We start from the raw sequence: 25,975 nt of genomic DNA, 5'->3' as shown, positions 1-25,975 counted from the left end.
CGCCGGCCGGTTCCCGGCGGCTGGCGATCAGCAGAGTCCCGTTGACCGGACGGCGCCGCCGTTGCGGACAGTCGATGACTCCGCACCGCGAGTGGTGGGTCCGTTCCGCCGAACGAACGAAAAATCGGGCAGATGCCGCCAAGGGCCGTAGCATGGCCGGTAACCCACCCTCCCCTAAGGTCTCGCCATGTCGCCTGCTGACTCCCGCCCCGAGTGGTCCCCCGGCCGCGCCCGAACCACCCCGACCTCCGGCCGGTACGCCGCCGGCCAGGTCCTCGCGGTCGGCATCGTGCTGCTGGTCGCGCTGCCGCTGCTGCCGCTGATTCTGCTGATCATCGCCTGGATCCGGCTCCGCGACCGGGCCGCCGCCCGGGCCGCCCGCCGGGATACGGAGGCGGTCCCCACGGCGCCCCGGTCCGCCCTGCACGCCACTGGCTGAACCCGGATCGGACCCGCCCGCTCCCCCTCGAATCCGCGTCGATTCCCGCGACGCCGCGCCGGTCGCCGCGCCGGAAACCGCCTTGCCCGCCCGGTCGGCGATCCCGCAGAGTTGCCGCGGAACCACCGGTGGGTGGACGGCAGGCAGATCGCGGGGAGGCAGCATGTCCGACTTCAACGTCCGTACGGCGAACCTGGTCGCCGTCAACTCCTTGACGAAGTACCCGTCCATCCCGACCTACCACTCGCTCGACCCGCGCAACGGCGGGCTGCTCGACGAGGCCGTCGCCTTCTCCGGCCGGGTCCATCTGACCGAGAAGGTCGACGGTACGAACGGTCGGATCGTCTCGCTGCCGGACGGCAGTTACCTGATCGGCAGCCGCGAGGAGCTGCTCTACGCCCGGGGTGACCTGATCGGCAACCCGGCGCTCGGCATCGTCGAGGCGCTCCGGCCGATCGCCGACCGGTTGCCACCGGTCGACCGGGACGCCGTCGTGGTGCACTACCTGGAGGTCTACGGCGGCAAGGTGACCGCCGCGTCGAAGCACTACACCGAGACCCGGGCGGTGGGTGCCCGGCTCTTCGACGTGGTCGTGCTGGACGACTACGCCGAGCTGCTGGACTGGCCGGTCGAGCGGATCTCGTCCTGGCGGGAGTCGGCGGGTCAGCCGTTCCTCGCCGAGCCGGAGCTGCTGGCCCGGGCCGATTCCGCCGGGCTGCCGACGGTCCCCCGGCTGGCCACGGTCGACGCCGCCGAGCTGCCCACCGACCTGGAGAAGACCCACCGGCTCCTCGGCGAGCTCCTGCCGGCCACGACGGTGGCCCTGGACGGTACGCCGGGCCGCGCCGAGGGCATCGTGCTGCGTTCGGAGACCCGCTCGGCGATCGCCAAGGCGCGGTTCCAGGACTACGAGCGGACCCTGAAGCGCCGCCGTACCGGCCGCTGAGCCGGCGGCGGAGGTCGACCCCGGTCCGGGTGTCGACCGCCGCCGCCGGCCGGGCTCAGCCCTCGCTCGGCAGCAGCAGCGCCACCAGCTCCACGTGCTGGGTCATCGGGAAGAGGTCGTACCCGCGTAGCGCGGCGAGCCGCCAGCCCGCCTCCCGGAACGTCCGGGCGTCCCGGGCGAAGGCGGCCGGGTCGCAGGCCACGTAGGCCACCGCCCGGGTGGTGGCCGCGGCGACCGCCCGGACGACCTCGGCACCGGCACCGGTGCGCGGCGGGTCCAGCACCACCAGGTCGACCGGCCCGACGATCCGACGCCGCCGCAGCGCCGGCCCGACCGACGCCCGGACCACCTCGATCTGCGGCAGGTCGCGCAGGTTGTCCCGGGCGGCCCCGACCGCCGGCTCCGCCGATTCCACCAGGGTGATCCGGCCGGCCGGGCCGACCCGGCCGGCCAGCGCCGCCGCGAAGAGCCCGGCGCCGCCGTAGAGGTCCCAGGCGGACTCGCCGGCCCGCGGCGCCAGCAGGTCGAGTACGGCCGTCGCCAGCGTCTCCGCCGCCGCCGGATGCACCTGCCAGAACGCCTCTGGCGGCAGCCGCCACGTCCGGCCGATCGCCACCTCCCGGACCCGCTCCGCCGTCCCGTCCCCGGTCGGCACTCCGTCCCCGGTCGGCACTCCGGCGGTCCGCTCCGACCGGTGATCCGGCCCGCCGGCACCGGTCGGCCCGCCGCCTGGCGGGACGGCGGCGTCGCCCAGGTCGCCACCGGGCAGGCCCGTACCGCGCCGCCCGCGTACGGTCACGTCGCCGGCCGAGGAGGCGACCACCTCCACCAGGTCGGCGTCGGGCCAGAGCCGGCCGCTGGGCGCCAGCACCGGCAGCTCCTGGATCGCCGGGCGGGCGATCCGGCACCGGTCGATCGGGACCACCTCGTGCGAGCGGTGCTTGAGCAGCCCGGGCCGGCCGGCGGCGTCGACGGCGTACCGGACCCGGGAGCGCCAGCCGAGCGGGCCGCCGGGCAGCTCGTCGACCCGGACGTCCAGCTCGGTGATCTCCTCCGGGGTCAGCCGGGCCAGCCGGCGGAGCTGCTCGCGTACCACCTCGGCCTTCCAGTGCCGCTGCGCCGCCGGTGCGACGTGCTGGAGGTCGCAGCCGCCGCACCGGTCCGGCCCCGCCCACGGGCACGGCGGGACGACCCGGTCCGGCGAGGCGTCGAGTACGGTCACCGCGTCCGCCCGCAGGAAGTCCCGGCGTACCTCGGTGATCTCGGCGATCACCCGCTCCCCCGGCAGCGCGTGCCGGACGAAGACCACCTGCCCGTCCAGCCGGGCCACGCAGTGCCCGCCGTGCGCCACCGGCCCGACGGTCAGCTCGACCCGCTCCGCTTCACCGGGGCCCACCGAGGGCACCCGGGACCGCTCCCCGGCGCTCATCGGGGACCGGCCGTGTCCCGCCCGGGGGCGGGCGGAGGCTCGTCGAGGTCGGTACCGGCCAGCGGAGGCGGCGGCGCCGGCGCGGCGGCGGTGTTCGACGGCGGGGGCCCGAGCAGGCCACCGACGGCACTGCCGCGCGGGCCCCGGGCCGGTCCGCGGCTGAGGGTGGCGTCGAACCGGTCCAGGTTCTTCCGGGCGGTGGAGGCGAGCTGCCACGGCACGCTGGTCACCATCACCCCGGGCTCGAAGAGCAGCCGGCCCTTGATCCGCAGCGCGCTCTGGTTGTGCAGCAGGTTCTCCCACCAGTGCCCGACGACGTACTCCGGGATGAAGACGGTGACCACGTCGCGCGGCGACTCCCGGCGCGCCGACGCGACGAAGTCGAGGATCGGCCGGGTGATCTCCCGGTACGGCGAGTCGATCACGGTCAGCGGGACGGTCACCCCGTGCCGTTCCCACTCGGCCTGCACCGCCCGGGTGTCCGCCTCGTCGACGTTCACGGTCAGCGCGGTCAGGGTGTCCGGCCGGGTCGCCTGGGCGTAGGCGACCGCCCGCAGGGTCGGCTGGTGCACCTTGCTGACCAGCACGATCGCGTGGTTGCGGGCCGGCAGCACCGGGCGGCCCTCGGCCGGGGTCAGCTCGGCGGCGATCCGGTCGTAGTGCCGGCGGATGCCCAGCATCATGGCGTAGATCACGGCCATCGCGGCGATGGCGATCCAGGCGCCGAGCAGGAACTTGGTGATCAGGACGACCACCAGTACGGCCCCGGTCAGGCCCATCCCGAAGGCGTTGATGGCCCGGGACCGGACCATCCTCCGCCGGACGACCGGGTCGCGCTCGGTACGCAGCATCCGGTTCCAGTGCCGGATCATCCCCGCCTGGGAGAGCGTGAACGAGACGAAGACGCCGACGATGTAGAGCTGGATCAGCCGGGTCACCTCGGCCTGGAAGGCGACGATCAGCAGGATCGCGGTCAGCGCGAGGAAGACGATGCCGTTGGAGAACGCCAGCCGATCGCCCCGGGTGTGCAACTGCCGGGGCAGGTAGCGGTCCTGCGCCAGGATCGAGCCGAGCACCGGGAAGCCGTTGAACGCGGTGTTGGCGGCCAGGAACAGGATCAGCGCGGTCGCGCCGGCCACCACGAAGAGCAGGATCCCGCTGCCGAAGATGGCCTGGCCGAGCTGGACGGTCACGGTCTTCTGCACGTAGTCGACCGGGCCGTGTTCGAGTTGCCGGGCCGGGTTCTCCATGAACTGCAGGCCGGTCAGCCGGGACAGCCAGATGATGCCCATGATCATGACGATCGCCACCGAGCCGAGCAGCAGCAGTGTGGTGGCGGCGTTGCGGCTCTTCGGCGGCTTGAACGCGGGTACGCCGTTGGAGATCGCCTCCACCCCGGTCAGCGCGGCGCAGCCCGAGGAGAAGGCCCGGAGCAGCAGGAAGGCCATCGCGAAGGCGGTCAGGTTGGCGTGCTCGGCGCTGACCATCAAATCGGCGCTCGGGGCCCGGAGGTCGTGGCCGAGGACGAAGATCCGGATCAGCCCGGTGAGGATCATCCCGATGATCACGATCATGAAGCCGTAGGTCGGGATCGCGAACGCGGTGCCGGACTCCCGCAGCCCGCGCAGGTTGATCGCGCTCAGCACGACCACCGCGGTCACCGCGACCCCGACCCGGTGCTCGGAGACGTACGGCAGCACCGACCCGAGGTTGGCCACCCCGGAGGAGACCGAGACCGCGACGGTCAGCACGTAGTCGACCAGCAGCGCGCTGGCCACCCCGACGCCGAACTTCGGCCCGAGGTTGACGGTGGCCACCTCGTAGTCGCCGCCGCCGGAGGGGTACGCGTGCACGTTCTGCCGGTAGCTCGCCACCACGGTGAGCATCACCACCACGACGGCCAGGGCGACCCACGGCGAGAAGAGGTACGCCGAGGTGCCGGCGATCGACAGCGTCAGCAGGATCTCGTCCGGGGCGTACGCCACGCTGGAGAGCGCGTCGGAGGCGAAGACCGGCAGCGCGATGCGCTTCGGCAGCAGGGTGTGCTGCAGCTTGTCCGACCGGAAGGGTCGGCCCAGCAGCAGGCGCTTGACTAGCGAGGTGGGACTGGCCACAACCGCTAAGGGTACGGCTGCCGGATTCGCCCGGTCGGGCGGTGCGGCCGATCTTCCCGGTGAGCCGGCCGACCCGGCACCCGGGACGGACCGATCGCCCAGCGCCAAGCGTGCGGGGCCATGCCGTCCGACCGCTCCCGAGGCCGGGACGCGCCCGGAGATCCGGCGGCGCGGGAGGTCGGGCAGCACGGGCGGATGGCCGGATGACTACGCTCAGGGTGACATCACCCCACCGGACGGGTCGGTCCCGCGGTGACCCGGGAGGACTTACCTTGCACGTCGTGATCATGGGCTGTGGCCGGGTCGGTTCGACCCTCGCGCACAACCTGGAGTCGCGCGGCCACTCGGTGGCCGTCATCGACCAGGACGCGGACGCGTTCCGCCGGCTCGGCCCGGACTTCGGCGGGATCACCGTCACCGGCGCCGGGTTCGACGCGGAGGTGCTCCGCCAGGCCGGCATCGAGCGGGCCGACGGCTTCGCCGCCGTCTCCAGCGGCGACAACTCCAACATCATCTCGGCCCGGCTGGCCCGCGAGACGTACGGCGTCTCCCGGGTGGTGGCCCGGATCTACGACTCCAAGCGCGCCCAGGTCTACGAGCGGCTCGGCATCCCGACCGTGGCCACGGTCCGGTGGACCGCCGACCGGATCGTCCGGCACCTGGTGCCGGAGGGACACGTGGAGATCTTCCGCGACCCGACCAGCACTGTCTCGATCATCGAGGTACCGGTGCACGACGACTGGATCGGCCGGCCGGTACGCGGGCTGGAGGAGGCCACCGGGGCCCGGGTCGGATACCTGACCCGGTTCGGCATCGCCGCCCTGCCGACCGCGTCCAGCGTGCTCCAGGAGGGCGACCAGGTCTCCATGCTGGTCACCGACGACATCGCCGACCAGGTGACGACGGTGGCGGGTTCGCCGCCGGAAGGAGGGCGCTGACATGCGGGTCGCCATCGCCGGCGCCGGCAACGTGGGCCGCTCGATCGCCCAGGAGCTGATCGAGAACGGGCACCAGGTGATGCTGATCGAGCGGAAGCCGAAGATGCTCCGCCCGGAGCGGGTACCGGCCGCCGAGTGGGTACTCGCCGACGCCTGCGAGCTGGCCAGCCTCGAGGAGGCCGACCTGGCGAGCTGCGACGTGGTGGTGGCCGCCACCGGCGACGACAAGGTCAACCTGGTGGTCTCGCTGCTGGCCAAGACGGAGTTCGCGGTTCCCCGGGTGGTCGCCCGGATCAACCGGGCCGAGAACGAGTGGCTCTTCACCGACCAGTGGGGTGTCGACGTGGCGGTCAGCAAGCCTCGGGTGATGGCGGCCCTGGTCGAGGAGGCGGTGACCGTCGGCGACCTGGTCCGGCTGATGACGTTCCGGCAGGGTGAGGCGAACCTGGTCGAGATCACCCTGCCGCCGACCGCCCCGTACGTCGGGCATCCGGTCCACTCCGTGCCGTTGCCCCGGGACTCGGCGCTCACCGCCATCCTGCGCGGCAAGCGGGTGCTGGTGCCGAGCCCGGACGACCCGCTGGAGGCCGGCGACGAGCTGATCTTCGTCTGCACCGCCGAGGTCGAGGACGAGGTCCGCAAGGTGATCCTCGGTCCGGACAGCGTCGAACGGACCCGCAGCAGCAGCGGCTGAACCGGCAGGAGCCGATCGGGCGGGGCCGGCCGACGGCGATCAGCCGCCGAGCGGGGCCGGTACGGCCGGCACCCGGTTCACCCGGCGGACCGCCCAGATGGTGATCACCAGCAGCAGCGCGTACGGCGGGTAGCCGAGCAGCAGCCGGGCGATGCCGAGCGCGGTGTCCATGTCGGCCAGATAGAGCCCGGCCTGCACACCGACCTTGGCCAGCCACACCACGCCCCACAGCACGGTGAGCCGGGTGAAGGTGCGGACCAGCCGGGGATCCTGCCGCCACTCGGACCGGCCACCGGCGGCGATGATGGACCAGATCCAGCCGACCAGTGGCTGGCGGATCACCGCCGAACCGAGCAGCACCAACCCGTAGGCGATGCCGTAGAGGATGCCGGGCAGGTAGAAGTCCCGCTCGTCACCCGTACGCCAGGCGATCATGGCGCCGATGCCGATCCCGACCAGGCCGTTGACGGCGTGCCGGACCGGCCGCCGCTGGAAGAGCCGGACGACCGCGATCAGCACCGCGACCGCCACCGAGGCGATCACCGCCGGACGCAGCTCGGTGATGATGTTGACCGCGACGAAGACGACCACGGGGACGCTGGACTCGACCATCCCCCGCCAGCCGCCGAGCTGCTCGGCCATCTGCTCGGTCAGGCTGGGAAGCGGTTCCTCCTCCTCGGTCCGGCCGGCCGTCGGGTCGCTGCCCGTGCTGTCGGTGCGGGGCTGTCCAGCGGTCATCTGGGTATCTTCCGGTCGCGGCCGGAGTCGACGCCGTCCGTGCTCACCGCGGCGACTCCAGCTCGTAGTACGGGTTGTAGATGACTTTACGGTCATCCCGTACCGCCATGCGACCGCGCGCGGTCAATTGCCGGCCCGGCTCGATCCCGGAGATGTGCCGGCGGCCCAGCCAGACCAGGGTCACGATGTCGCTGCCGTCGTAGAGGTCCGCCTCCAGGGTCGGCAGGTTCGTCCGGGGGGTGTAGACCACGGTGCGGAGCCGACCCGAGACCGACACCACCTGTCCGCGGCTGCACTGCCCGGCCGGGGTGCTGCCGCACTCGGCGCTCTCCCGGAGCAACTCCTCGGCCTCGATTTCGGCCTCGCTCGCGGTCAGCCGTTGCAGGAAGCCCCGCCACGAGACTCGGCCCTGGTCGGTCGCCATGACCCGGTGTCACCCTCCTCGACGCGCCCGCCCGGCGCGTCCTCGACACGACTGGCGTGAAGCCGTCCCGCAAGCGTACGCCGGTTCGGCACGCGCGCACCTGCCGCCTGGTGGCGGCTTGCCGACCCGCCTGCCGTCCACGCCCGGACCGGTGGCCCCCTGACCTCCGGAATCCGCCCGGGCAGGTCCCGCCGGCGGCCGCGTCCGGATGCCGGCGGACGCAGGCCGGCGGCCGGACGGGGCCGCCGCCACGACCGCCCCGGCACCCACCGGAGCGGGTACCCGGCGGGCAGTGGTCAGACGTCGCGGCGGGGTCTCGGTTCGGACCGGTGCGGGTGCTGGTGGCCGGAGACCACCCCGTTGACCGGCGGCCCGGACCCGTCGCCGTCCGGCTGCGGCTCGGCCTCGGCAGCCGCCTCGCGGGGCAGCCGCAGCGGCAGCGGCTCGCGGACCGGCTTGGCCTCCTGACCCCGGTCGACCACCAGCCCGTTCAGGCACTCGGCGAGCGGTCCGGCCGCGACCGGGTCGCTGGCGGCACGCCCCTGGAAGACGCCCTGGATCATCCAACGCGGCCCGTCCACGCCGACGAACCGCAGGTCGGCGACGCCGCCGTCCGGGGTACGGACCCGGGCGCGCAGTTCGGTGCCGTACTCGCCGTCCACCTCCTCGGCCACCACCCCGTCGGCCGCCAGCGAGGTGCGGATCTCCTCCCGCCACTCCGGCCAGATGTCCTCGGTACGCGGCGCCGCGAAGACCCCCAACTGGAGGGCGCTCTCGCCGTGCACCAGGACGACCTGCTGGATCACCCCGTCCGGGTTGGCCTGGACGCGTACCTCCACGTCCGGTACGGCCGGGATGCGCAGGCTGCCCAGGTCGAGCCGCTGCACGTCCGGCGGCGCGTCGCCGATGTCGTACGGCCCGCGCCTGGGCCCCTCGGGCTCGGCCGCGGCGGCGAGGTCCTGGGTGTCGGCCGACTGCCGACCGGAGCGCTCGTCGCGGGAGTGGCGCCCGCCGCGTCCTCGGGAGAAGATCATCGTGCTTACCTGCTACCTTCCGTTTCCGGCTGCCGGGTGGGCGGATCTCACTCGCATTGTCGGGCACGGTGTGCGGCGTGGGCCGACCCGGGCACTCTTTCCGGCGGGTTCACCGGCTCTCCGTCCCCTCGACCCGCTCGCCCCGGTGGTCGGCGGCGACCAGTCCGGCGTGCCCCCCGGTCGAGCCGTGCCCGCCCGCGCCCCGGACGGAGTCGGGCAACTCGTCGACGGGGAGGAACTCGACCCGCTCCACCCGCTGCACCACGAGCTGCGCGATCCGGTCCCCCCGGGAGATCTTCGCCGGGGTGACCCGGTCGTGATTGATCAGGTTGACCAGGATCTCGCCCCGGTAACCGGCGTCGACCGTACCGGGCGCGTTGAGCACGGTCACACCGAGCCTGGCCGCCAGCCCCGACCGCGGATGGACCAGCCCGACGTACCCGGCGGGCAGGGCCAGCGCGACACCGGTCCGGACCAGCCGCCACTGGCCGGGCGGGATCTCGACCTCCTCGGCGGCGACCAGGTCCGCTCCGGCGTCACCCGGATGGGCGTACGCCGGCAGTGGCAGGTCGGGGTCGAGTCGCCGGACAGGTACGGGCAGCACGTGCGTCACGCTCTCACTCTCCTGGCAGGTTCGCGGATCCATCGGTGCTGCCCCCATCCTGCCGGGTCGACCGGGCGCGTCGGGCCGTACCCTTCCAGCGTGGCCCCGACAAGTTCCGAGCCCGCCGTCGTCCCGGCCCGTGCCCGGTACGCCGAGCGGCTGACCCTGCCCTGGTGGCTCTGGCTGGCCGGGATCGCCGCCGCCGGGCTGCTGGCCACCGAACTCTGGCTCGGTTCCACCGGCGTACGCGCCTGGCTGCCCTTCGTGGTGCTGCTGCCGTTGGCCGCCGTCGGTCTCGGCTGGCTCGGCCGGATCCGGATCGCCGTACGCGACGGCGAACTCCTGGTCGACGACGCCCGGCTGCCGGTGCGGTTCGTCGCCGACGCGATCCCGCTGGACGCCGAGGGCCGGCGTGAGGTGCTCGGCGTCGGTGCCGACCCGCTGGCGTTCGTGGTGCAGCGTCCGTGGGTGCCGGGAGCGGTGCAGGTGGTCCTCGACGACCCGGCCGACCCGACACCCTACTGGGTGATCAGCTCCCGCCATCCGGTACGCCTGGCCGAGGCGATCCTCGCGGCCCGCGACCCGGACTGACCGCCGCCCGACCCGCACCCGGTCCACCGCCCACCTGGACCCGCACCCGGGCAAGGCGCCGGAGCCGGCCGATCGCCGGGTCGGTCGGTCATCCGCCGAGCGCCTTGGGCCCCTGGCGGAGGTCCTCCCGGACCCGGTCGCCGAGTCCCCGGGTGGCCCGGCCGTTGAGGAAACCGGCCACCGCCGCGCCGGTCAGGAACGGCCCCAGGGTGGTCAGGTTGCGGCCGAACCGCCGCAGCAGCCGGTCCCGCAGCTCCTTGCGGGCCGCCGTGCCGAGTACCGCGCCGACGCCCACCCCGGGCAGCAGCGGATTGACTCCGCGCTGGCCCGCCCAGGACCGGATCAGGGTGACGGCGCGCTGGCCGCCGCCGCCCGGCAGCCGCACGCCGTACGCCTCGTGCAGTTCGCCGATCAGCTTGAGTTCGATGGCGACCACCGCGACGGTCTCGGCGGCCAGCAGCAGCGGTGCCGAGAGCAGGGTCGGGGTGACCGCCCACTCCACCGCCGCGACACCGCCACCGGCCGCGCCCACCCCGGCGGTCGCCCTGACGGCGTTGCGGATCAGCCGCTCGGCCAGCGCGTCCCCGTCGAGACCGTCGAAGTGCCGGAGCAGGGTCTCCCGGTCGCGCACCGGGATGTGCGGCGCGATCTCCGTCACCGTGTCGGTGAGCCAGCGGACCGCCGCCTTCGGCTTGAACAGGTTTCCGGGTCGCCCGGTGCGCACCTGGCCGACCAGCCGGCCGAGCAGCCGTCGCCGACGGGACTGGTTGAGCTCGTCGGCGGTGAGCGCGGCGACGGTCGAACTCAGCTCGTCGTCCCGGGACGCCAGCTCGGCACCTGGCGTCGCACCCCGGTCGGCGGGCGTGGCCGAGGTCGTGTCGTCGACCGGTACGGCGGGTCCGTCCCGGTCGGTCGGTCCCGCCGAGGCGGCATCGGTCGGTCCCGGCGAGGAAGCGTCGGACGCCCGGTCGGAGCGGCTCATCATGACCTCCAGCGCGTGTCGTCGGTGGGGCGTGCCACCACGCGCATCGAGTCAAGCAGTTACCCGCCAGCCCCGCATGTCGAATCACGCGCGGCGACCCCCAGCCGTGGAGGTCGCCGCTCCCCCCGTCCCGGAAGACTCACCCCGTACCCGCCGGACGGACTCCCCTGCCCGGGAAGACCGCTCCGGCCGCAGTGGTCAGGCGCACTCGCGGCAGATCAGCTCACCGTTGCGCTCCACCGCGAGCTGACTGCGGTGGTGCACCAGGAAGCAGCGCGCGCAGCGGAACTCGTCCGACTGCATCGGCAGCACCTTCACGGTGAGCTCCTCGTCGGCCAGGTCGGCACCGGGCAGCTCGAAGCTCTCGGCGACCTCGGCCTCGTCGACGTCCACGGCGGCCGACTGTGAGTCGACCCGCCGAGCCTTGAGCTCTTCCAGGCTGTCCTCGCCGAGGTCGACCTCGTCGCGACGCGGGGCGTCGTAGTCGGTGGCCATCGGTCTCACTCTCCCATATCGATATAGTCGCTTCCGGTTGTAACGCCGGAGGACGCTGTTTCGGTTCCCGCTGGCCGGCCATCACTTCCGGTCGCCCAACCCGGCGCACGTTCCGGGTCGTGGCCGCCGGGCGGAACTCCCCCGGCGAGCGGGGTACCTTACCCCCCTTCGGGCGAGGCATGTATACCGTCCCTGCGGCAGACATGTACGTCCGAGCGCGCGGAGTTGTTCCCAATGTGACTCAGGCGACACGAAGATAGGGGTAGCGGTCGGCCGATCGGCGTCGGCGCGCCGACAAATCTGGTGGATTCAGCACCCGGTCGGACAACGGCTGGCGCCACCGGCATACTCGATAGCCACGGCGGCCCGCCCGGTCGGCCGCCCGGTGTCTGTTCCACACCAGCTTCGCAGGAGCCAAGCAGATGACTTTCGCGCGCGTCCGAGCCCTCCTCGTCGTCGGCGTGCTCGCGGTGATCGCCATAGTGTTCGTCGCCGTCACCCTCGTCCGCGACACCCAGGCCGGCAAGGAGGTCGCCAGCGACTGCCAGGAAGGCGACAAGCTCGCCGACACGCGGTTGCGGCTGCCGAAGGACATCAAGATCAATGTCTACAACGCGACCGAGACCGCCGGCCTGGCCAACACGGTGAAGACCGACTTCCAGAACCGGCAGTTCCAGGTGCTCAAGGCCGGCAACGAGCCGGCGAAGAAGGGCATCGACGACGAGGTCGCGGTGCTGCGGTACGGGCCGAAGGGCGTCGGCTCGTACCACGTGCTCAGGGCGTACTTCCTGAACGAGGCGGAGCCGGAGTTCCAGCTCGACCGCAAGGACGACGTGGTCGACGTCGTCATCGGCGGCGAGTTCAAGCAACTGGCGACCATCACCGAGGTCAACCAGGCGCTGACCCAGCGGGACAGCGACAGCACACAACTGCCGCCGCGGACCTGCGCCGACCCCAACCTGAACTGACCGTCAGGGGCCGCCGGCCGCGTCGAGCCGGACCAGGTGGTCGTGCAGCGGGCCGAACAGCGCCGGTGGGGCCGCGATCACCAGGTCCGGCCCGGGTGCGGCGCCGGACAGCCCGCCGACCCGGAGCCCGGCCTCGGTGGCGACCAGCCCGCCGGCGGCGTGGTCCCAGAGGTTCAGCCCCTTCTCGTAGTAGCCGTCGACCAGTCCCTCGGCGGCCAGGCAGAGGTCGATCGAGGCGACGCCGAACCGGCGGATGTCCCGGACGTACGGGATGAGCCGGTGCAGCACCCCGGCCTGGTGCGCCCGGCGCGCGGGGTCGTACCCGAACCCGGTGGCCACCAGCGCCTGCCCGAGATCGGTCTCCACCGAGCCCGCCAGCCGCCGGCCGGCCCGGTAGGCGCCCCGGCCCCGGACGGCCGTCCACTCGTCCCCGGTGGCCGCGTTGCGGACCACTCCGGCGACCACCTCGCCGTCGACCTCGGCGGCCAGCGAGACGGCGTAGTGCGGCAGCCCGTAGAGGTAGTTCACGGTGCCGTCGATCGGGTCGAGGATCCACCGTACGCCGCTGCCGCCGGCCGGGCCGGCGCCCTCGGCGTCGCCGTACTCCTCGCCCAGCACGGCGTCGCCGGGCCGGGCCGCCCGCAGGGTCGCGACCGCCTGCCGCTCCACCGCCCGGTCGGCCGCGGTGACCACGTCGGTCACGGTGCTCTTGGTGGCCACCCCGGAGACGCCGTCGGCGCGCATCCGGTACGCGGTCTCCGCCGCCTCCCGGGCCACCTCGACCGCGATCTTCAGCAGCTCCTCCGGAGCCGGTGTCGTGCCGTCCATGACGTCCCCTTCCCGCACGCCTGTGACGTCCCGCCCCCGGCGCGAGTATCATCCTTACAAAGTCAACACGCGCATCGGGTCGGTGGCCCCGGACCACGTCTCCGGCGTGCGGCGCGGGATGATCGCCGCAGACGGCGCTACAATTCACGCCTGCCCACGCGCCACGGACCGCCGAGCACCGGCCGGCCCGGGACACGGGGGTCCCTCAACCACATCGGCCCGACACAACGCATAGCGCTGCGCCGGCCGATCCCGGCCGTGCTCGCTCATCGCCTCCGGAAGGTCATTCGTGACAGAACCCCGCCACATCGGCGCCGACGTACGCTCGCTCACCGACACCCTGATCGCCCATGCGCAGAACGCCGGCGGCCAGCTCACGTCGGCCGAGTTGGCGCGTACGGTCGAGTCTGCTGAGGTGACTCCGGCCCAGGCCAAGAAGATCCTGCGTGCGCTCTCGGACGCGGGGGTGACCGTCGTGGTCGACGGCTCGGCGAGTACCCGCCGCCGGGTCGCCGCCGCCCGGTCCGCCACCCCCGCCTCGCGGGCGACCACCGCCAAGGCGACCAAGAAGTCGGCGCCGCCGGCCCCGAAGCAGGCGCCCGCCGCCGACGAGTCGGCCGGCGCGCCGCGCAAGCCGGCGGCCCGCAAGCCGACGCTCGCGGCCGACGGCGCATCGCCGGCTGGTGCCGCCAAGGCCGCTGAGACGGCCGCCAAGGCTCCGGCGAAGCCCGGCCGGGGAGCCGGCAAGGCCGCCGGCACCGGACCGGCCAAGGCCGCCAAGGCCGGCGCGCCGACCAAGGGTGGCGACCCGGACGGTCCCGGCGACGACATCGATCCGGAGGAGCTTGCCGCCGAGATCGAGGACGTGGTGGTCGAGGAGCCGGCCGAGCTGGCCAAGGCCGCCGAGGCAGATGCCGCCGACGCCGCGACCGACAACGACTTCGAGTGGGACGACGAGGAGTCCGAGGCGCTCAAGCAGGCGCGCCGGGACGCCGAGCTGACCGCCTCGGCCGACTCGGTCCGGGCCTACCTCAAGCAGATCGGCAAGGTCCCGCTGCTCAACGCCGAGCAGGAGGTCGAGCTCGCCAAGCGGATCGAGGCCGGACTCTACGCCGCCGAGCGACTGCGCGCCGCCGAGGAGGGCGAGGAGAAGCTCGTCCGGGAGATGCAGCGCGACCTGATGTGGATCTCCCGGGACGGCGAGCGGGCCAAGAACCACCTGCTCGAGGCGAACCTGCGGCTGGTGGTCTCGCTGGCCAAGCGCTACACGGGGCGGGGCATGGCGTTCCTGGACCTGATCCAGGAGGGCAACCTCGGCCTGATCCGCGCCGTCGAGAAGTTCGACTACACCAAGGGCTACAAGTTCTCCACCTACGCCACCTGGTGGATCCGGCAGGCCATCACCCGGGCCATGGCCGACCAGGCCCGCACCATCCGCATCCCGGTACACATGGTCGAAGTGATCAACAAGCTGGGCCGGATCCAGCGCGAGCTACTCCAGGACCTGGGCCGCGAGCCCACTCCGGAGGAGCTGGCGAAGGAGATGGACATCACACCCGAGAAGGTGCTGGAGATCCAGCAGTACGCCCGGGAGCCGATCTCGCTCGACCAGACCATCGGCGACGAGGGAGACAGCCAGCTCGGGGACTTCATCGAGGACTCCGAGGCGGTCGTCGCGGTCGACGCGGTCTCCTTCTCGCTGTTGCAGGACCAGCTCCAGCAGGTGCTCCAGACGCTCTCCGAGCGGGAGGCCGGTGTGGTGCGGCTGCGGTTCGGGCTGACCGACGGGCAGCCGCGCACCCTGGACGAGATCGGCCAGGTGTACGGCGTGACCCGCGAGCGGATCCGGCAGATCGAGTCCAAGACGATGTCGAAGCTGCGCCATCCGTCCCGTTCGCAGGTGCTGCGCGATTATCTTGACTGACCCCAAAAGTCAACCAGTCGTGTCCATCTGATCACCACACGTACATCGGGCGCATGATGATCGGTGGTTCCCCACTTGTGATCGTTGACGTGGCACCCTGGTGGCACGGCACACTGTCTCTACCACGTGTGACATCGGTCCCCCGGGGGCACACTGGGAAGGCCACACCCCACAAGGGTGTTGCACGATAGGTGAGCAATGACCGACGAGAGTGTTCATCGGTGACGACCGCAGGAGGAAGGCGATGACCCCGACCCTCACGCCGCCGCCCGAGACGGTGGCTCCCCCAGCCGCCGATGAACGGTGCGACCGCTGTAACGCCGCCGGCAAGCTTCGGATCACCCTCGCGGGTGGAAGCGAGCTGGTGTTCTGTGGGCATCACGCGAACAAGTACGCCGAGGATCTCGTGAAGATCACGGTTCGGTACGCGGTTGACCCCGAGTTCAGCTGGCGAGGCGCCGAGTTGATGGCGAACTAACCCAACCAGGACATAGCTGACCGGAGGTGCCCCGAGCGGGCGCCTCCGGTCGTCTATACCCCGACAGTGCCGATTGCCGACACCGCCGGCGATCGGCCGCACCACGGCCCGGACCGCCGGCACTGTGCTGGCGTCGGCCCGGGCCCCCGGCCGCCGTGCGGCCGCCCCCGGTGCCGGGACGCGGTCACAGCGTCTGGACGGTGGCGATCCGCTCCTCGAGCTGTTCGATGGTGGCCTGCGCGCTGGGCGGCCCGCCGCAGCGGCGGCGCAGCTCGGCATGGATCTTGCCATGCGGCAGTCCGGTCCGGTGGTGATGCGCCGCGACCAGCGCGTTGAGCTGGCGGCGCAGGCTGACCCGCCGTTCCGCCGCGCTGAGCGGGCGGCTCTCCGGCCGGGGCGCCGGCACCGGCTCGCCGGTCTTCCGGCGCCGCTGTGCGGCCAACTGCTCGGCCTGGCGCTTGTTCAGCAGCACCGCGACCTGGTCGGCGGTGAGCAGGCCGGGCAGGCCGAGATATTCCTCCTCCTCCGGCGTACCCGCCTGGGCGGCGGTGCCGAAGGAGGCGCCGTCGAAGATCACCTGGTCCAGTTCGGCGGTGGCGGAGAGCGCCTCGAACCGCTTCTCCAGCTCCCCACTGGCCTGCTCGGTGCGCTGCGCCCGCTCCAGCAGGTCGTCGTCGAGCCCGTCGCCCCGCTTCGGCGCGCCCAGCACGTGGTCCCGCTCGACCTCCATCTCGCTGGCCAGCCCGAGCAGATGCGGCACGCTGGGCAGGAAGACCGACGCGGTCTCGCCGGGCCGGCGGGCCCGGACAAACCGCCCGATCGCCTGGGCGAAGAAGAGCGGCGTGGAGGCACTGGTCGCGTAGACGCCGACGGCCAGCCGGGGAATGTCGACCCCCTCGGAGACCATCCGGACCGCGACCATCCAGCGCTGGTCCGAGGCGGCGAAGGCGGCGATCCGGGCCGAGGCGCCCTGGTCGTCGGAGAGCACCACCACCGCCCGCTCCCCGGTGATCCGTTCGATCAGCCGGGCGTACGACCGGGCCGCCTGCTGATCGGTGGCGATCACCAGACCGGCGGCGTCGGAGACCCCACCGGCCCGGAGCACCTGCAACCGGGCGTCGGCGGCCCGCAGCACCTGCGGCATCCAGTCGCCGGCCGGGTCCAGCGCGGTACGCCACGCCTGGGCGATCAGGTCCTGGGTCATCGGCTCGCCCAGCCGGGCGGCCAACTCGTCCCCGGCACTGGTCCGCCACCGGGTCTCCCCCGAGTACGCGAGAAAGATCACCGGACGGACGACGCCGTCGGCGAGCGCGTCCGAGTAGCCGTACACGGAGTCGGCCCGGGAGCGTTGCAGGCCGTCGCCGCCCCGCTCGTAGCTGACGAAGGGGATCGGGTTCTCGTCCGACCGGAACGGCGTACCGGTCAGCATCAGCCGGCGTACGGCAGGTTCGAAGGCCGCCTTGACCCCGTCGCCCCAGGACCGGGAGTCGCCGGCATGGTGGATCTCGTCGAGGATCACCAGGGTCCGTCGGGTCATCGTCCGGCGGCGGTGCACCTGCGGGGCGATGCCGACCTGGGCATAGGTGACGACCGCACCGTGGAAGTCCGCCGAGGAGTGCAGGTCGGCATTGCGGAAGGCGGCGTCGAGCTGGATGCCCACCCGGGCCGCCGCCGCGGCCCACTGGGTCTTCAGGTGCTCGGTCGGGGCGACCACGGTGACCGCCTCGACCGTGCCGTCGGCGAGCAGCTCGGCGGCGATCCGCAGCGCGAAGGTGGTCTTACCGGCACCGGGCGTGGCGACGGCCAGGAAGTCCTCGGAACGGCGTCGCAGGTATTCCACCAACGCCTTACGCTGCCACGCCCGCAGCGCCGGGAACGACTCGAGAACCGGCAGTCGGGCTCCCACGCGAATCTCTCCCCTCCGACGGCCAGGTATCCGACCACACGAAAAACGCCTCCGCGACCGGACCGAGCGCGAAGGCCGTACCAGCATAACCAGCCGGCCCCATCCGACCCAGGCGACACCGACGCCACAGCGGGCACAGTTGGCGCCGCCGGCCCGAGTGCCTCGACAGTTCCCGGACACCGTCGGGGCACTGCCGGTCAGCGGCCCTGGTCCGCAGCGCGTCCGTCGTCGACCTGCCGGTCCACGCCGCCGCCGTGATCGGCCTGCCGGTCCACGCCGCCGCTCTGATCGGCCTGCCGCTCCACCCGGCGTCCGTCGTCGGCCTGCCGGGCCGCCGGAACAGCGCCGTCGCCGGCCGGCGGGTCCGCCGGGACCGGAGCCGACCAGCGCCGGCGCAGGGCCACCAGCCGAACCGCGAAGACGAAGAGCGCCGCCGCCATCAACGGCCCCGGCCCGGCCAGGCCGGCCCGGTCCAGGCCGACGACCGCGACCGCGCCGGCCAGCGCCGCCACCGCGTAGATCTCCCGGCGCAGCACCACCGGAATCTCCCCGGTGAGCAGGTCCCGGCCCAGCCCGCCGCCGATGCCGGCCATCATGCCGATCATGCCGGCGCCGAGCGGTGGCAGGCCGGCGTCCAGCGCGGTGAGCGTACCGGTGACGGTGAAGAGGCCGAGCCCGGCCGCGTCGAGGACCAGCACGGTGGTACGCAGCCGCGCCAACTGGGGATGCAGCCAGAAGACCGCCGCGGCGGTGACCATCGCGGTGACCGCGTACCGCCAGTCGGCGAAGGCCAGCGGTGGCCCGTCGCCGATCACCAGGTCCCGGAAGATGCCGCCGCCGAGCGCGGCGACGAAGCCGACGAAGACCACCCCGAAGAGGTCGAGCCGCTTGACCACCGCGGCTGACGCCCCGGAGGCGGCGAAGATCGCCACACCGGTGAGGTCGGCGAGGAGCAGGGCGGCTGCGGCGGTCACCGCAGGATGTTACGCGCGCAGGGCTGGCCCCGGCCCGCGTCAGTCCCGCATGGAGTCGTAGATCTCCTTGCACTTCGGGCAGACCGGCGAGCCTGGCTTGGCGGCCTTGGTGACCGGGAACGTCTCACCGCAGAGCGCGATCACGAAGGTCCCCATGACCGCGCTCTCGGCGATCTTGTCTTTCCGGACGTAGTGGAACATTTCCGGCCCGGTGTCCGCGTCCTTCAGCTCCGGACGCTCGAGAACCTGAGTGCTCACGGCAGCGATTCCTCCCTAAGTGACCCCGCCAACGCTCAAGTCTGGCAGGTCACTGCCGAGCGGTCCACCGGAACACCCGCCGGCCCCGGCCCGTACGGTGGTCAGCCGTGACCGATTTTCAGATCCGGTACGGCGCCGAGGTGGCCGAGGCACTGCGCGCCGGACGTCCCGTCGTCGCCCTGGAGAGCACCATCGTCTCGCACGGCCTGCCCCGCCCGGACAACCTGCGGGTGGCCCGCGAGATCGAAGCGGCCGTACGGGCCGAGGGTGCGGTGCCGGCCACCATCGGCATGGTCGAGGGCGTTCTCGTGGTGGGTCTCGACGACGCCCAGTTGACCCGACTGGCCTCCTCGGACGGGGTCGCCAAGCTCTCCGTACGCGACCTGGCGTTGGCCGCCGCGACCGGGGCGGACGGGGCGACCACGGTGGCCGCCACCAGTGCGGTCGCCGCGGCGGCCGGAATCCGGGTCTTCGCCACGGGCGGGCTGGGCGGTGTGCACCGGGAGGCGGCGCAGACCTTCGACGAGTCGGCCGACCTGACCACGCTCTCCCGGACCCCGATCGCGGTGGTCTGCGCCGGGGTGAAGTCGATCCTCGACGTCGGCGCGACGCTGGAACGGCTGGAGACGCTGGGCGTGGCGGTGGCCGGTTACCGCAGCCGCCGGTTCCCCGGCTTCTTCATCACCGACGGCGGCTTCGACCTGGACTGGTCGCTGGACTCGCCGGAGCAGGTCGCGGCGGTACTGGCGGCCCGGACGGCCCACGGGGTCCAGCCGGGTGCGCTGATCGTGGCCAACCCGCTCCCCACCGACGAGCAGCTCGATCCGGCCCTGCACGACCGCACCCTGGCCGACGGGCTGGCCCGGCTCGCCGCCGACGGGGTGACCGGCAAGGCGGTCACCCCGTTCCTGCTGGCCCACTTCCACTCGGCCACCGAGGGCGCCAGCCTTGCGGTGAACGTCCGGATCATCCTGCGCAACGCGGCCCTCGCGGCCCAGATCGCCGTGGCCGCCGCCACCCGGTGATGACCACCACGGAACCTGCGGCCAGGGCCAGGATCGTCGTGGTCGGCGACATCGTCACCGACGTGCTGGCGGTGCTGGCCGGGCCGGTGGCGCCCGGCTCCGACACCTCGGCCGACATCCGGGTCACCGGAGGCGGCCAGGCCGCCAACACCGCCGCCTGGCTGGCCTGGCGGGGCCGCCCGGTGACCCTGGTCGGCGCGGTCGGCGCCGACGAGGCCGGCGCCTCCCGGCTCGCCGAGCTGACCACGCTGGGCGTGCGGTGCGCGGTGCGGCGGTATCCGGACGTGCCGACCGGCACCGTCATCGTGCTGGCCGGAAACGGGGAGCGGACCATGGTCACCCAGCGTGGTGCGAATCTGTGGCTGACCCCGGAGCACGTGGACGCCGCGCTGGGCGCCAGCGCGGACGCGACCCATCTGCACCTGTCCGCGTACACCCTGTTGGACGCCGGGTCGCGGGAGGCCGGGCGGCGCGCGCTGGCCGCCGCGCGCGGGCGCGGCCTCACCACCAGCGTGGATGCGGCCTCCGCCGAACCGCTGCGCCGGGTCGGCGCGGCGGCGTTCCTGAGCTGGGTACGCGATGCCGACCTGCTGCTCGCCAACGCGGACGAGGCGGCGGTGCTGGCCGGCCCGGGCTCACCGGCCGCCCAGGCGCGTGCCCTGACCGAGGTGGCCCGGCACGTCGTGGTGAAGGACGGAGCCGCCGGTGCTGTCTGGGCCGAGCGCGGCGGCGAGGTGGTCTCCGCGCCGGCCCGCCGGGTGCCGGTGCGGGACGTGACCGGAGCCGGGGACGCGTTCGCGGCCGGTCTGCTGGCGGCCTGGGTCGCCGGGGCGCCGGCGGCCGAGGCGCTGGACCGGGCGGCCGAACTGGGCGCGGCGGCGGTCGGCACCCTCGGTGCCCGGCCGGCGGCCGACGGGTCGGCCCGGGTGGTCGGCTGACCGGTCAGCCGGCCGGGGGCCCGGTCCGCGAGCGCTCAGCCCGCTCCGTCCATGGCTGGTCAGCCCGTGGCTGCTCAGTCCGTGGCCTCGCGACGGGCTGCCGCGACAAACCGGTCGAAGGTCTCCACCAGTACGGCCCGGCGGGCCTCCCGGGCCTCCGCCGACTCCACGAGTTCCCCGATGGTCTCGTCCCAGACGGCCAGGTAACGCCGCTTCCAGTCGGCGGCGACGTCCGGGGCGGGTAGGCAGACGCCGACGTAGGGCAGTTCGGCGAACCGGTAGAGCAGTTCGAGGTTGCACGGCACCGCCACGCCCCAGTACTCGTCCGGCTCGAGTTCGACCGGATCGCCGGCCATCGCCTCGGTGACCTCGTCGAGCAGTCGTTTGGTGATGATCGAGAGATGGTCCGCCGCCGTGTCGTTGTCGAAGTTGCCGACGCCCCAGCTACCCACCGCTGCTCCTCCTGACCGTTCGCGTCCCGCACCCGCGGCCGGCACGCGAAGTCGATCACCGGCCCGGGTGAGACTACCGACCGGGGCCGACGCTTCGGATCACGGCTCGGCGTCGATCACCCGGTGCGGCCGCTCCTCGGCAGGCAGCGCCCGGGGCGGGGTCTCGTCGAGGTGCGTACGACGCCACCTGGCGCCGATCCGGTGCTGTTCCTTCGGCGGGCGGTCGTTCGCGAGCAGGACCGCCAGCCACGGGATCAGCACCATGCCGACGGCGCAGAGCGGCAGCCAGAGCCAGAGCAGCGGTGCCTTGGCGCCGACCAGGATCGCACCGACGATGACGCAGAGTGCCCGGATGGACATCATCACGATGTACCGGCGCTCGCGGGTACGTAGTTGGTCGTCCTGGCTGCGTGAGGCGTCGGTGATCAGGATCGGCTGGTACGCCTGACGCTTCACCACGGCCTCCGGAGGGATGCGGTCGGTCCTCCCCGGAACTCTCCCGTCCCGGGATGCCACCCCCATCCTCGCACCTTCGCCTGACCAGCGGCGCCGGGCCGCCGCCCCGGGCCCCGCGCTCGCCCCCGGCGTGTTACGCCCGTGGTACGCTCCCCCGCGTGGGCAGCAGGTTCAGCTTCACCGACGAGGCGCTGGGAAACCTGAAGGTCCACGACGTCACCCCCGGCGAGGTGTGGGAGGCGCTGCACAGCGCCCGACGGGTAATCCGGCACCTCGGCGACGACGTGATGGTCGTCTACGCCACGGCACGGCGCGGGCGACGACTGGCCATCCTGCTGGCCGAGGCCGATCAAGTTGACAACGACTGGGACATCCTCTCCGCGCGTGACCTGACCGACATCGAGTCAAAGCGCTACGAGGAGGCGATCCAGGGGCGACGGCGATGAGTCCGTCCCACCGGGCGGGCCCGAGATCGCGCACCAGGGGACCGGGATCGAGCACCGAGACGAGGAGGAGGCGGTGACGATGCACCGAGACGATGCCATCAAGCGGTTCCACACCGGAGACGACCAGCTCGCCGACCTGGTCGACGACGCACAGCCGGTCGAGCTGCCCACCCCGGACACCGACGTGCCGATGGTCAGCCGCTCCGTACGCCTGCCGCTGGACACCTACGAACGGGTCCGGTCGGCCGCCGAGGCGCGGGGCATCGGGGTGACCACCCTGATGCGGCAGTGGATCGAGGCCGGGCTGGCCGACCTGGACGACTCGGCGACGGTGTCGCTGGCCGACGTACGCCGGGCCCTGGCCGCGCTCGCCCACCCGACCGCGGCCTGAGACCGACGGACTGAGACCGACGGCCGCGCAGGGCGGCGGCCGCCGGTCAGATCCGCGGCACCGGCTGCTCGGGCGGTTGGCCCCACGAGCGGCGCAGGTCGAGGAGGGCCACCCCGAGCAGTACTCCGGCGGTGGCGCCGGCGACCGTCAGCAGCGGCAAGTGCTCCATCGCCGGTACCACCGCTCCCAGCAGGAGCAGGCCGGCCACCCGGGATCGGGAGATCCGCCCGAAGACCTGGAACTCGAAACCGGCCCGCCCGGCCAGGAACAGCGCGGGGCCGCCCAGGATGGCGATCAGCCAGCCGGGCACGATCTGCCCGAACGGGTGGGTGATGGTCAGCTCGTAACCGACCCCGGTGAGCACGATGCCGGCAATCATGATCAGGTGCGTGTACCAGGCGGAGAGACCGAGCCGGGTCGAATCCCGGGCCCCGGCGAGCGCGGCCGGTAGCACGTGCCCGGCCCGGTAGAAGTAGATCCGCCAGAGCAGCACGGTGGTCAGCAACGCCAGACCCAGCGCGCCGGTCCGGGCGGGGGTAAAGGTGCCGTCACCGCCGCTGAAGGCGATCCCGGTGACGAGGATCACCTCGCCGAGCGCGATCAACAGGAACTGCTGAAGCCGTTCGGCCAAGTGCTCCCCGCCGAAGGGCTGAGTGCCGTACCGCGTGCGACCGGACCGGGGAGTCGGCCAGCCCAGCGTGAACCCGAGATAGTCCATGGCGACCGCGACGCTCCACAACACTCCCCGGAGGACACTCTCGTCGACCATTCCCCCGATGAGCCACGGCACGGCAGACAATCCAGCCCAGAAGAGCACCCGTCGCGGCGACGCCGGGTCGTTGGGAACGAGCCGGCCACGCGTGGCGACCACGAGGAAGCCGATCCGGCCGAACTGGACCGCGAGATAGGCGGCGGCGAAGATGAGAGCCCGATCGCCGAACCCCTCCGGCAACGCCACCGCCACCACCATGCTGCCGACCACGGTCAGCACCACAGCGCCCTGCACGGCGAACGCCTCGGGCTCCAGGGTGCTGGTGACCCACGCTGTCGAGGCCCAGATCAGCCAGAGCGCCAGGAACAGGACCAGGGTCTGGCCGGCCTCGGAGAACAGGACGCGCTTCTCCGTGGTGAAATCCTCGACCAGCCGCGCGGAGACCCGGGTGAGTGCGAAGACGAAGACCAGATCCAGGAACAGCTCCAGGAAGGTGGCCCGCTGCGAACTGGACTCGGCGCGCAGCACCGGGTCCACCGGCCTGTCAGCCATCCGGCCTCAGCCCGGCGGGTCCGGTCGGCGGTCCGAGAGGTACGCGGGTCGGAGCCGTCGAAACCATTGGTCGCTCCCTGAGCGTCGATAATCTCCACACTCAACGAGTCAGCATCCGCCCGGGCGCTGCCGCCGCCCGAATCCGCCCCGCCGGCCGGTCGTCGCGCGCGGGCCCAGGCGGGGTCAGCCCGCCGCTGCGGCCTTGGCGGCGGCCTTCATCTGCTGCTTGTGCTGGCGCACCTTGCCCAGCGACGTCTCGTCCACCACGTCGGCGACCGAGTAGTGGGCACCGTCGACGCCGTAGTCGCCGGCCGCTTCGCGCCAGCCGGGCGGCTGAACACCGAAGCGCTTGCCGAGCAGGGCGAGGAAGATCTGCCCCTTCTGCTTGCCGAACCCGGGCAACCCGGTGATCCGCTTCAGCAGCTCGCGGCCGTCCTCGGCCTCCGACCAGAGCCGGCTCGGATCACCGTCGTACCGCTCGACCAGGGTCCGGCACACCTCCTGCACCCGGGCCGCCATCGCCTTCGGGAACCGGTGCAGGGCGGGGCGCTCGGCGAAGATCGCGGTCAGCGCGTCCGGGTCGAACGCGGCCAGCTCGGCCGCGTCCGGCGCGTGGCCGAGCCGCTTCACCAACTCGTACGGGCCGGCGAAGGCCTTCTCCATGCTGACCTGCTGGTCGAGGACCATGCCGATCAGCAGCGCCAGCGGGTCACGCCGGAGCAGTTCGTTCGCTTCGGCAGCAATGGGCAGCGAGAGCGTCATGCGGCTATCTTGCCTGCTCACTCCGGCACCGACGGAGCGCCCCCGGGACGTACACCGGGTCACTCCGCCGTCGGCCGCGTCTCCCCGGGCGGAGGCCCGGCGGAAAGGGCGGCAAGATACGCGGCGCCGCGCGGGGATATCCGGTAGCCGACCTCAAGGCTCTCGGTGAGCCCCAGGTTCTTCAGCTTGCGTACGTCGCGTTTGAACGCGTCCCGCTCCCGGCCGACCTGGTCGGCGAGGTCCCCGGCCCGCCGCCCCGGGTTGGCGGCGACGAGCCGGAGCAGGGCGTGTGTCCACGGTCCGTACCGGCTGTGCCGGTCGAGCCGGGCCAGCCGGGCGGCCAGCTCGGCGTGCTGCTCGGCCGAGAGCTGGCTGTCGGCCCGCAGCGCCACCCGAGGGTCCGGGCCGACCCAGCGGACCCCGATCCGGTACGTCGGCTGGCCCGCGGTACCGCGAAGCGCCGCGATCAGGGCGGCGGCGGACGGTGCGCCCGCGCTGCGCGCCTCGGCATCGGTGACAGCCGTCGGATCGACCTCGGTGATCGACTCGACGGCGATCACCCCGGCAGCGGTGGTCAGGGTGTCACCGGCTCGGACGTCGGGCCGGGCCCAGCGCCGGAACACCAGGGTCACGGTGCCGGCCGCCACGCCCTCGGCGATCGCACGGGAAAGGATCATCTCGGCCCCTCGGTACGCTCCGCTCGCCGGATCCGCCGCTGCGGGCGCCCCGGCCGGACGGGCTCGCCGCTCGGCACGGTCCTGCTCGACGGCTGCCCACCTCTCCCACCGGCCGGCCAGACCGGGTCAGGTGGAGCGGCCTGCCCGGACGACGGCGGGTCACCGGCCCAGGATCGACGGTAATCTAACCGGTGGGCCCGATCCGCCTCGGACACGCCCGGTGCCCCGGGTGGAGTGGCCGTCAATTCGGATCTTCCCGACTGCCTCGGAGGGGCCCATGACTCTGATCCTGGTGACGACGCTGGGTGCGCTCGCCGCCGTACTGGCGGTCGGCGTACTGGTGCTGGTCGGCCGAGGGGGCGACGGGCAGCGCCTGGTCCGCCGGGCGGGGTTGGTGATCACCGCGCTGGTGGCGGTCATCCTCACACCACTCACCGTCGAGGACTCCGGCGTGGCGGCGCTCGTCCTGCTCGGCGTACCGGTGATCGCCGCCGCCCTGCCACCGCTGGCCCAGCGGCTCGTCCCGCGCATCGCCGGGTACCTCGACCTCGTCGCGGCGGTCGTGATCGGCGGCTGGGGTCTACTGCTGGCCCTCGGCGGCCTCGGCGTCGCGTTCCTGCCCTCGGCGCTGCTCTTCCTGGCCGGCGGGGCTCGAAGCCTGGTCCCCGGTCACCGGCCGCCGCCCGGGCCGGCGTCGAGCCGTTGACGATGCCGACAGTCCCTGGACCAGACGAACCGCCACCGCAGTCGGTGCCGGCGCTCGACTAGACCGGCCGACAGCCCAGAGCACGAGTCGCCGA

Annotated in this window: 29 protein-coding genes and 1 pseudogene; 13 read left to right on the top strand and 17 right to left on the bottom strand. The window is 73.0% G+C overall.

All coding sequences use genetic code 11. The annotated features are described in order from the left end of the window. Positions 1 to 187 precede the first annotated feature (187 nt). Together ACSMXO_RS10010 and ACSMXO_RS10005 are read left to right on the top strand one after the other, a co-directional pair. Positions 188 to 439 carry a hypothetical protein gene (locus ACSMXO_RS10010; RefSeq protein WP_346259605.1) on the top strand — a complete coding sequence of 84 codons (252 nt, stop codon included), beginning with the start codon at positions 188 to 190 and terminating at the stop codon, positions 437 to 439. 163 nt (positions 440 to 602) lie between these two features. Beyond that, the gene (locus tag ACSMXO_RS10005) at positions 603 to 1,385 is read left to right on the top strand and encodes an RNA ligase family protein (RefSeq protein WP_455417464.1); all 783 of its coding nucleotides are present in this window, start codon (positions 603 to 605) and stop codon (positions 1,383 to 1,385) included. Positions 1,386 to 1,440: 55 nt separating this feature from the next. Here ACSMXO_RS10005 and ACSMXO_RS10000 read toward each other — a convergent pair whose 3' ends face one another. Continuing rightward, positions 1,441 to 2,814: a class I SAM-dependent RNA methyltransferase gene (locus tag ACSMXO_RS10000; RefSeq protein ID WP_455417463.1), complete on the bottom strand. Its 1,374-nt coding sequence runs from the start codon at positions 2,812 to 2,814 to the stop codon at positions 1,441 to 1,443. After that, complete coding sequence (locus tag ACSMXO_RS09995) at positions 2,811 to 4,928, bottom strand: APC family permease (protein ID WP_455417462.1); 2,118 nt, start codon at positions 4,926 to 4,928, stop codon at positions 2,811 to 2,813. The genes ACSMXO_RS10000 and ACSMXO_RS09995 overlap by 4 nt, the downstream gene beginning before the upstream one ends. 272 nt (positions 4,929 to 5,200) lie before the next feature. Here ACSMXO_RS09995 and ACSMXO_RS09990 point away from each other — a divergent pair, with 272 nt between their 5' ends. Further along, positions 5,201 to 5,866, top strand: a complete 666-nt coding sequence (locus ACSMXO_RS09990) for a potassium channel family protein (protein WP_107258644.1) — start codon at positions 5,201 to 5,203, stop codon at positions 5,864 to 5,866. Between the two features lies 1 nt (position 5,867). Beyond that, positions 5,868 to 6,560 carry a potassium channel family protein gene (locus ACSMXO_RS09985; RefSeq protein WP_455417461.1) on the top strand — a complete coding sequence of 231 codons (693 nt, stop codon included), beginning with the start codon at positions 5,868 to 5,870 and terminating at the stop codon, positions 6,558 to 6,560. Positions 6,561 to 6,599: 39 nt separating this feature from the next. Here ACSMXO_RS09985 and ACSMXO_RS09980 read toward each other — a convergent pair whose 3' ends face one another. The 4 genes from ACSMXO_RS09980 to dut all read right to left on the bottom strand — a co-directional run bounded on the left by ACSMXO_RS09980 (position 6,600) and on the right by dut (position 9,402). Continuing rightward, entirely contained in the window at positions 6,600 to 7,298 is a 699-nt protein-coding gene (locus ACSMXO_RS09980; protein ID WP_346259610.1) for a DUF3159 domain-containing protein, read from the bottom strand. 43 nt (positions 7,299 to 7,341) lie between these two features. Beyond that, positions 7,342 to 7,722 (bottom strand): OB-fold nucleic acid binding domain-containing protein, encoded by a 381-nt coding sequence (locus tag ACSMXO_RS09975; protein ID WP_331206888.1) that lies wholly within the window; start codon positions 7,720 to 7,722, stop codon positions 7,342 to 7,344. 296 nt (positions 7,723 to 8,018) lie between these two features. Then, positions 8,019 to 8,756: a DUF3710 domain-containing protein gene (locus ACSMXO_RS09970; protein WP_455417460.1), complete on the bottom strand. Its 738-nt coding sequence runs from the start codon at positions 8,754 to 8,756 to the stop codon at positions 8,019 to 8,021. A gap of 109 nt (positions 8,757 to 8,865) precedes the next feature. Beyond that, entirely contained in the window at positions 8,866 to 9,402 is a 537-nt protein-coding gene (gene dut / locus ACSMXO_RS09965) for a dUTP diphosphatase (RefSeq protein ID WP_455417459.1), read from the bottom strand. A 57-nt stretch (positions 9,403 to 9,459) separates the two neighbouring features. On the opposite strand from dut, the gene ACSMXO_RS09960 reads away from it, so the two are divergent. Continuing rightward, positions 9,460 to 9,951: a DUF3093 domain-containing protein gene (locus tag ACSMXO_RS09960; protein WP_318395152.1), complete on the top strand. Its 492-nt coding sequence runs from the start codon at positions 9,460 to 9,462 to the stop codon at positions 9,949 to 9,951. A gap of 88 nt (positions 9,952 to 10,039) precedes the next feature. Here ACSMXO_RS09960 and ACSMXO_RS09955 read toward each other — a convergent pair whose 3' ends face one another. Both ACSMXO_RS09955 and ACSMXO_RS09950 read right to left on the bottom strand, forming a co-directional pair. After that, complete coding sequence (locus ACSMXO_RS09955; protein WP_346259613.1) at positions 10,040 to 10,933, bottom strand: hypothetical protein; 894 nt, start codon at positions 10,931 to 10,933, stop codon at positions 10,040 to 10,042. A 198-nt stretch (positions 10,934 to 11,131) separates the two neighbouring features. Beyond that, positions 11,132 to 11,428: a DUF4193 domain-containing protein gene (locus ACSMXO_RS09950; protein ID WP_203861001.1), complete on the bottom strand. Its 297-nt coding sequence runs from the start codon at positions 11,426 to 11,428 to the stop codon at positions 11,132 to 11,134. A gap of 422 nt (positions 11,429 to 11,850) precedes the next feature. On the opposite strand from ACSMXO_RS09950, the gene ACSMXO_RS09945 reads away from it, so the two are divergent. Then, positions 11,851 to 12,396, top strand: a complete 546-nt coding sequence (locus ACSMXO_RS09945) for a LytR C-terminal domain-containing protein (protein WP_346259614.1) — start codon at positions 11,851 to 11,853, stop codon at positions 12,394 to 12,396. A 3-nt stretch (positions 12,397 to 12,399) separates the two neighbouring features. Here ACSMXO_RS09945 and ACSMXO_RS09940 read toward each other — a convergent pair whose 3' ends face one another. Further along, on the bottom strand, positions 12,400 to 13,224 hold the full coding sequence (locus ACSMXO_RS09940; RefSeq protein ID WP_455417458.1) for an inositol monophosphatase family protein: 825 nt from the start codon (positions 13,222 to 13,224) through the stop codon (positions 12,400 to 12,402). A gap of 289 nt (positions 13,225 to 13,513) precedes the next feature. Between ACSMXO_RS09940 and ACSMXO_RS09935 the strand changes: the two genes are divergently transcribed. Both ACSMXO_RS09935 and ACSMXO_RS09930 read left to right on the top strand, forming a co-directional pair. Then, positions 13,514 to 15,148, top strand: a complete 1,635-nt coding sequence (locus tag ACSMXO_RS09935; RefSeq protein WP_455417457.1) for an RNA polymerase sigma factor — start codon at positions 13,514 to 13,516, stop codon at positions 15,146 to 15,148. A gap of 244 nt (positions 15,149 to 15,392) precedes the next feature. Further along, the gene (locus ACSMXO_RS09930; protein WP_203860997.1) at positions 15,393 to 15,626 is read left to right on the top strand and encodes a DUF7455 domain-containing protein; all 234 of its coding nucleotides are present in this window, start codon (positions 15,393 to 15,395) and stop codon (positions 15,624 to 15,626) included. 184 nt (positions 15,627 to 15,810) lie between these two features. Here ACSMXO_RS09930 and ACSMXO_RS09925 read toward each other — a convergent pair whose 3' ends face one another. From ACSMXO_RS09925 to ACSMXO_RS09915, 3 genes and pseudogenes are all read right to left on the bottom strand, one after another. Beyond that, on the bottom strand, positions 15,811 to 17,532 hold the full coding sequence (locus tag ACSMXO_RS09925; RefSeq protein ID WP_346263463.1) for a DEAD/DEAH box helicase: 1,722 nt from the start codon (positions 17,530 to 17,532) through the stop codon (positions 15,811 to 15,813). Positions 17,533 to 17,876: 344 nt separating this feature from the next. Next, positions 17,877 to 18,506, bottom strand: a pseudogene (locus ACSMXO_RS09920) (trimeric intracellular cation channel family protein); the annotation flags it as partial. 39 nt (positions 18,507 to 18,545) lie between these two features. Continuing rightward, positions 18,546 to 18,764, bottom strand: coding sequence for a DUF3039 domain-containing protein (locus tag ACSMXO_RS09915; RefSeq protein ID WP_346263465.1), 219 nt, complete (start codon positions 18,762 to 18,764; stop codon positions 18,546 to 18,548). Between the two features lie 107 nt (positions 18,765 to 18,871). Here ACSMXO_RS09915 and ACSMXO_RS09910 point away from each other — a divergent pair, with 107 nt between their 5' ends. Both ACSMXO_RS09910 and ACSMXO_RS09905 read left to right on the top strand, forming a co-directional pair. Further along, entirely contained in the window at positions 18,872 to 19,789 is a 918-nt protein-coding gene (locus tag ACSMXO_RS09910; RefSeq protein WP_455417456.1) for a pseudouridine-5'-phosphate glycosidase, read from the top strand. After that, a complete protein-coding gene (locus ACSMXO_RS09905; protein WP_455417455.1) occupies positions 19,789 to 20,727 on the top strand; it encodes a carbohydrate kinase family protein in 939 nt (312 codons plus the stop codon). The genes ACSMXO_RS09910 and ACSMXO_RS09905 overlap by 1 nt, the downstream gene beginning before the upstream one ends. Before the next feature lie 74 nt (positions 20,728 to 20,801). Here ACSMXO_RS09905 and ACSMXO_RS09900 read toward each other — a convergent pair whose 3' ends face one another. Together ACSMXO_RS09900 and ACSMXO_RS09895 are read right to left on the bottom strand one after the other, a co-directional pair. Next, a complete protein-coding gene (locus ACSMXO_RS09900; RefSeq protein WP_346263468.1) occupies positions 20,802 to 21,179 on the bottom strand; it encodes a DUF4259 domain-containing protein in 378 nt (125 codons plus the stop codon). A gap of 99 nt (positions 21,180 to 21,278) precedes the next feature. Beyond that, positions 21,279 to 21,635 carry a DUF3099 domain-containing protein gene (locus ACSMXO_RS09895; protein ID WP_346263469.1) on the bottom strand — a complete coding sequence of 119 codons (357 nt, stop codon included), beginning with the start codon at positions 21,633 to 21,635 and terminating at the stop codon, positions 21,279 to 21,281. 158 nt (positions 21,636 to 21,793) lie between these two features. On the opposite strand from ACSMXO_RS09895, the gene ACSMXO_RS09890 reads away from it, so the two are divergent. Together ACSMXO_RS09890 and ACSMXO_RS09885 are read left to right on the top strand one after the other, a co-directional pair. Further along, complete coding sequence (locus tag ACSMXO_RS09890; protein WP_318395162.1) at positions 21,794 to 22,081, top strand: hypothetical protein; 288 nt, start codon at positions 21,794 to 21,796, stop codon at positions 22,079 to 22,081. Between the two features lie 79 nt (positions 22,082 to 22,160). Next, on the top strand, positions 22,161 to 22,472 hold the full coding sequence (locus ACSMXO_RS09885) for a hypothetical protein (protein WP_455419210.1): 312 nt from the start codon (positions 22,161 to 22,163) through the stop codon (positions 22,470 to 22,472). Positions 22,473 to 22,518: 46 nt separating this feature from the next. Here ACSMXO_RS09885 and ACSMXO_RS09880 read toward each other — a convergent pair whose 3' ends face one another. The 3 genes from ACSMXO_RS09880 to ACSMXO_RS09870 form a co-directional block, all read right to left on the bottom strand. Next, a complete protein-coding gene (locus tag ACSMXO_RS09880) occupies positions 22,519 to 23,736 on the bottom strand; it encodes a low temperature requirement protein A (RefSeq protein WP_455417454.1) in 1,218 nt (405 codons plus the stop codon). Positions 23,737 to 23,919: 183 nt separating this feature from the next. Then, entirely contained in the window at positions 23,920 to 24,498 is a 579-nt protein-coding gene (locus tag ACSMXO_RS09875) for an HhH-GPD-type base excision DNA repair protein (RefSeq protein ID WP_455417453.1), read from the bottom strand. Between the two features lie 59 nt (positions 24,499 to 24,557). Next, a complete protein-coding gene (locus ACSMXO_RS09870; RefSeq protein WP_346263472.1) occupies positions 24,558 to 25,175 on the bottom strand; it encodes a hypothetical protein in 618 nt (205 codons plus the stop codon). A 277-nt stretch (positions 25,176 to 25,452) separates the two neighbouring features. Between ACSMXO_RS09870 and ACSMXO_RS09865 the strand changes: the two genes are divergently transcribed. Next, positions 25,453 to 25,881, top strand: a complete 429-nt coding sequence (locus ACSMXO_RS09865; protein ID WP_455417452.1) for a hypothetical protein — start codon at positions 25,453 to 25,455, stop codon at positions 25,879 to 25,881. Positions 25,882 to 25,975 lie beyond the last annotated feature (94 nt).

The sequence above is a fragment of the Plantactinospora sp. DSM 117369 genome (genome assembly GCF_053764795.1).
This window is presented reverse-complemented; position numbering and strand designations above follow the sequence as displayed.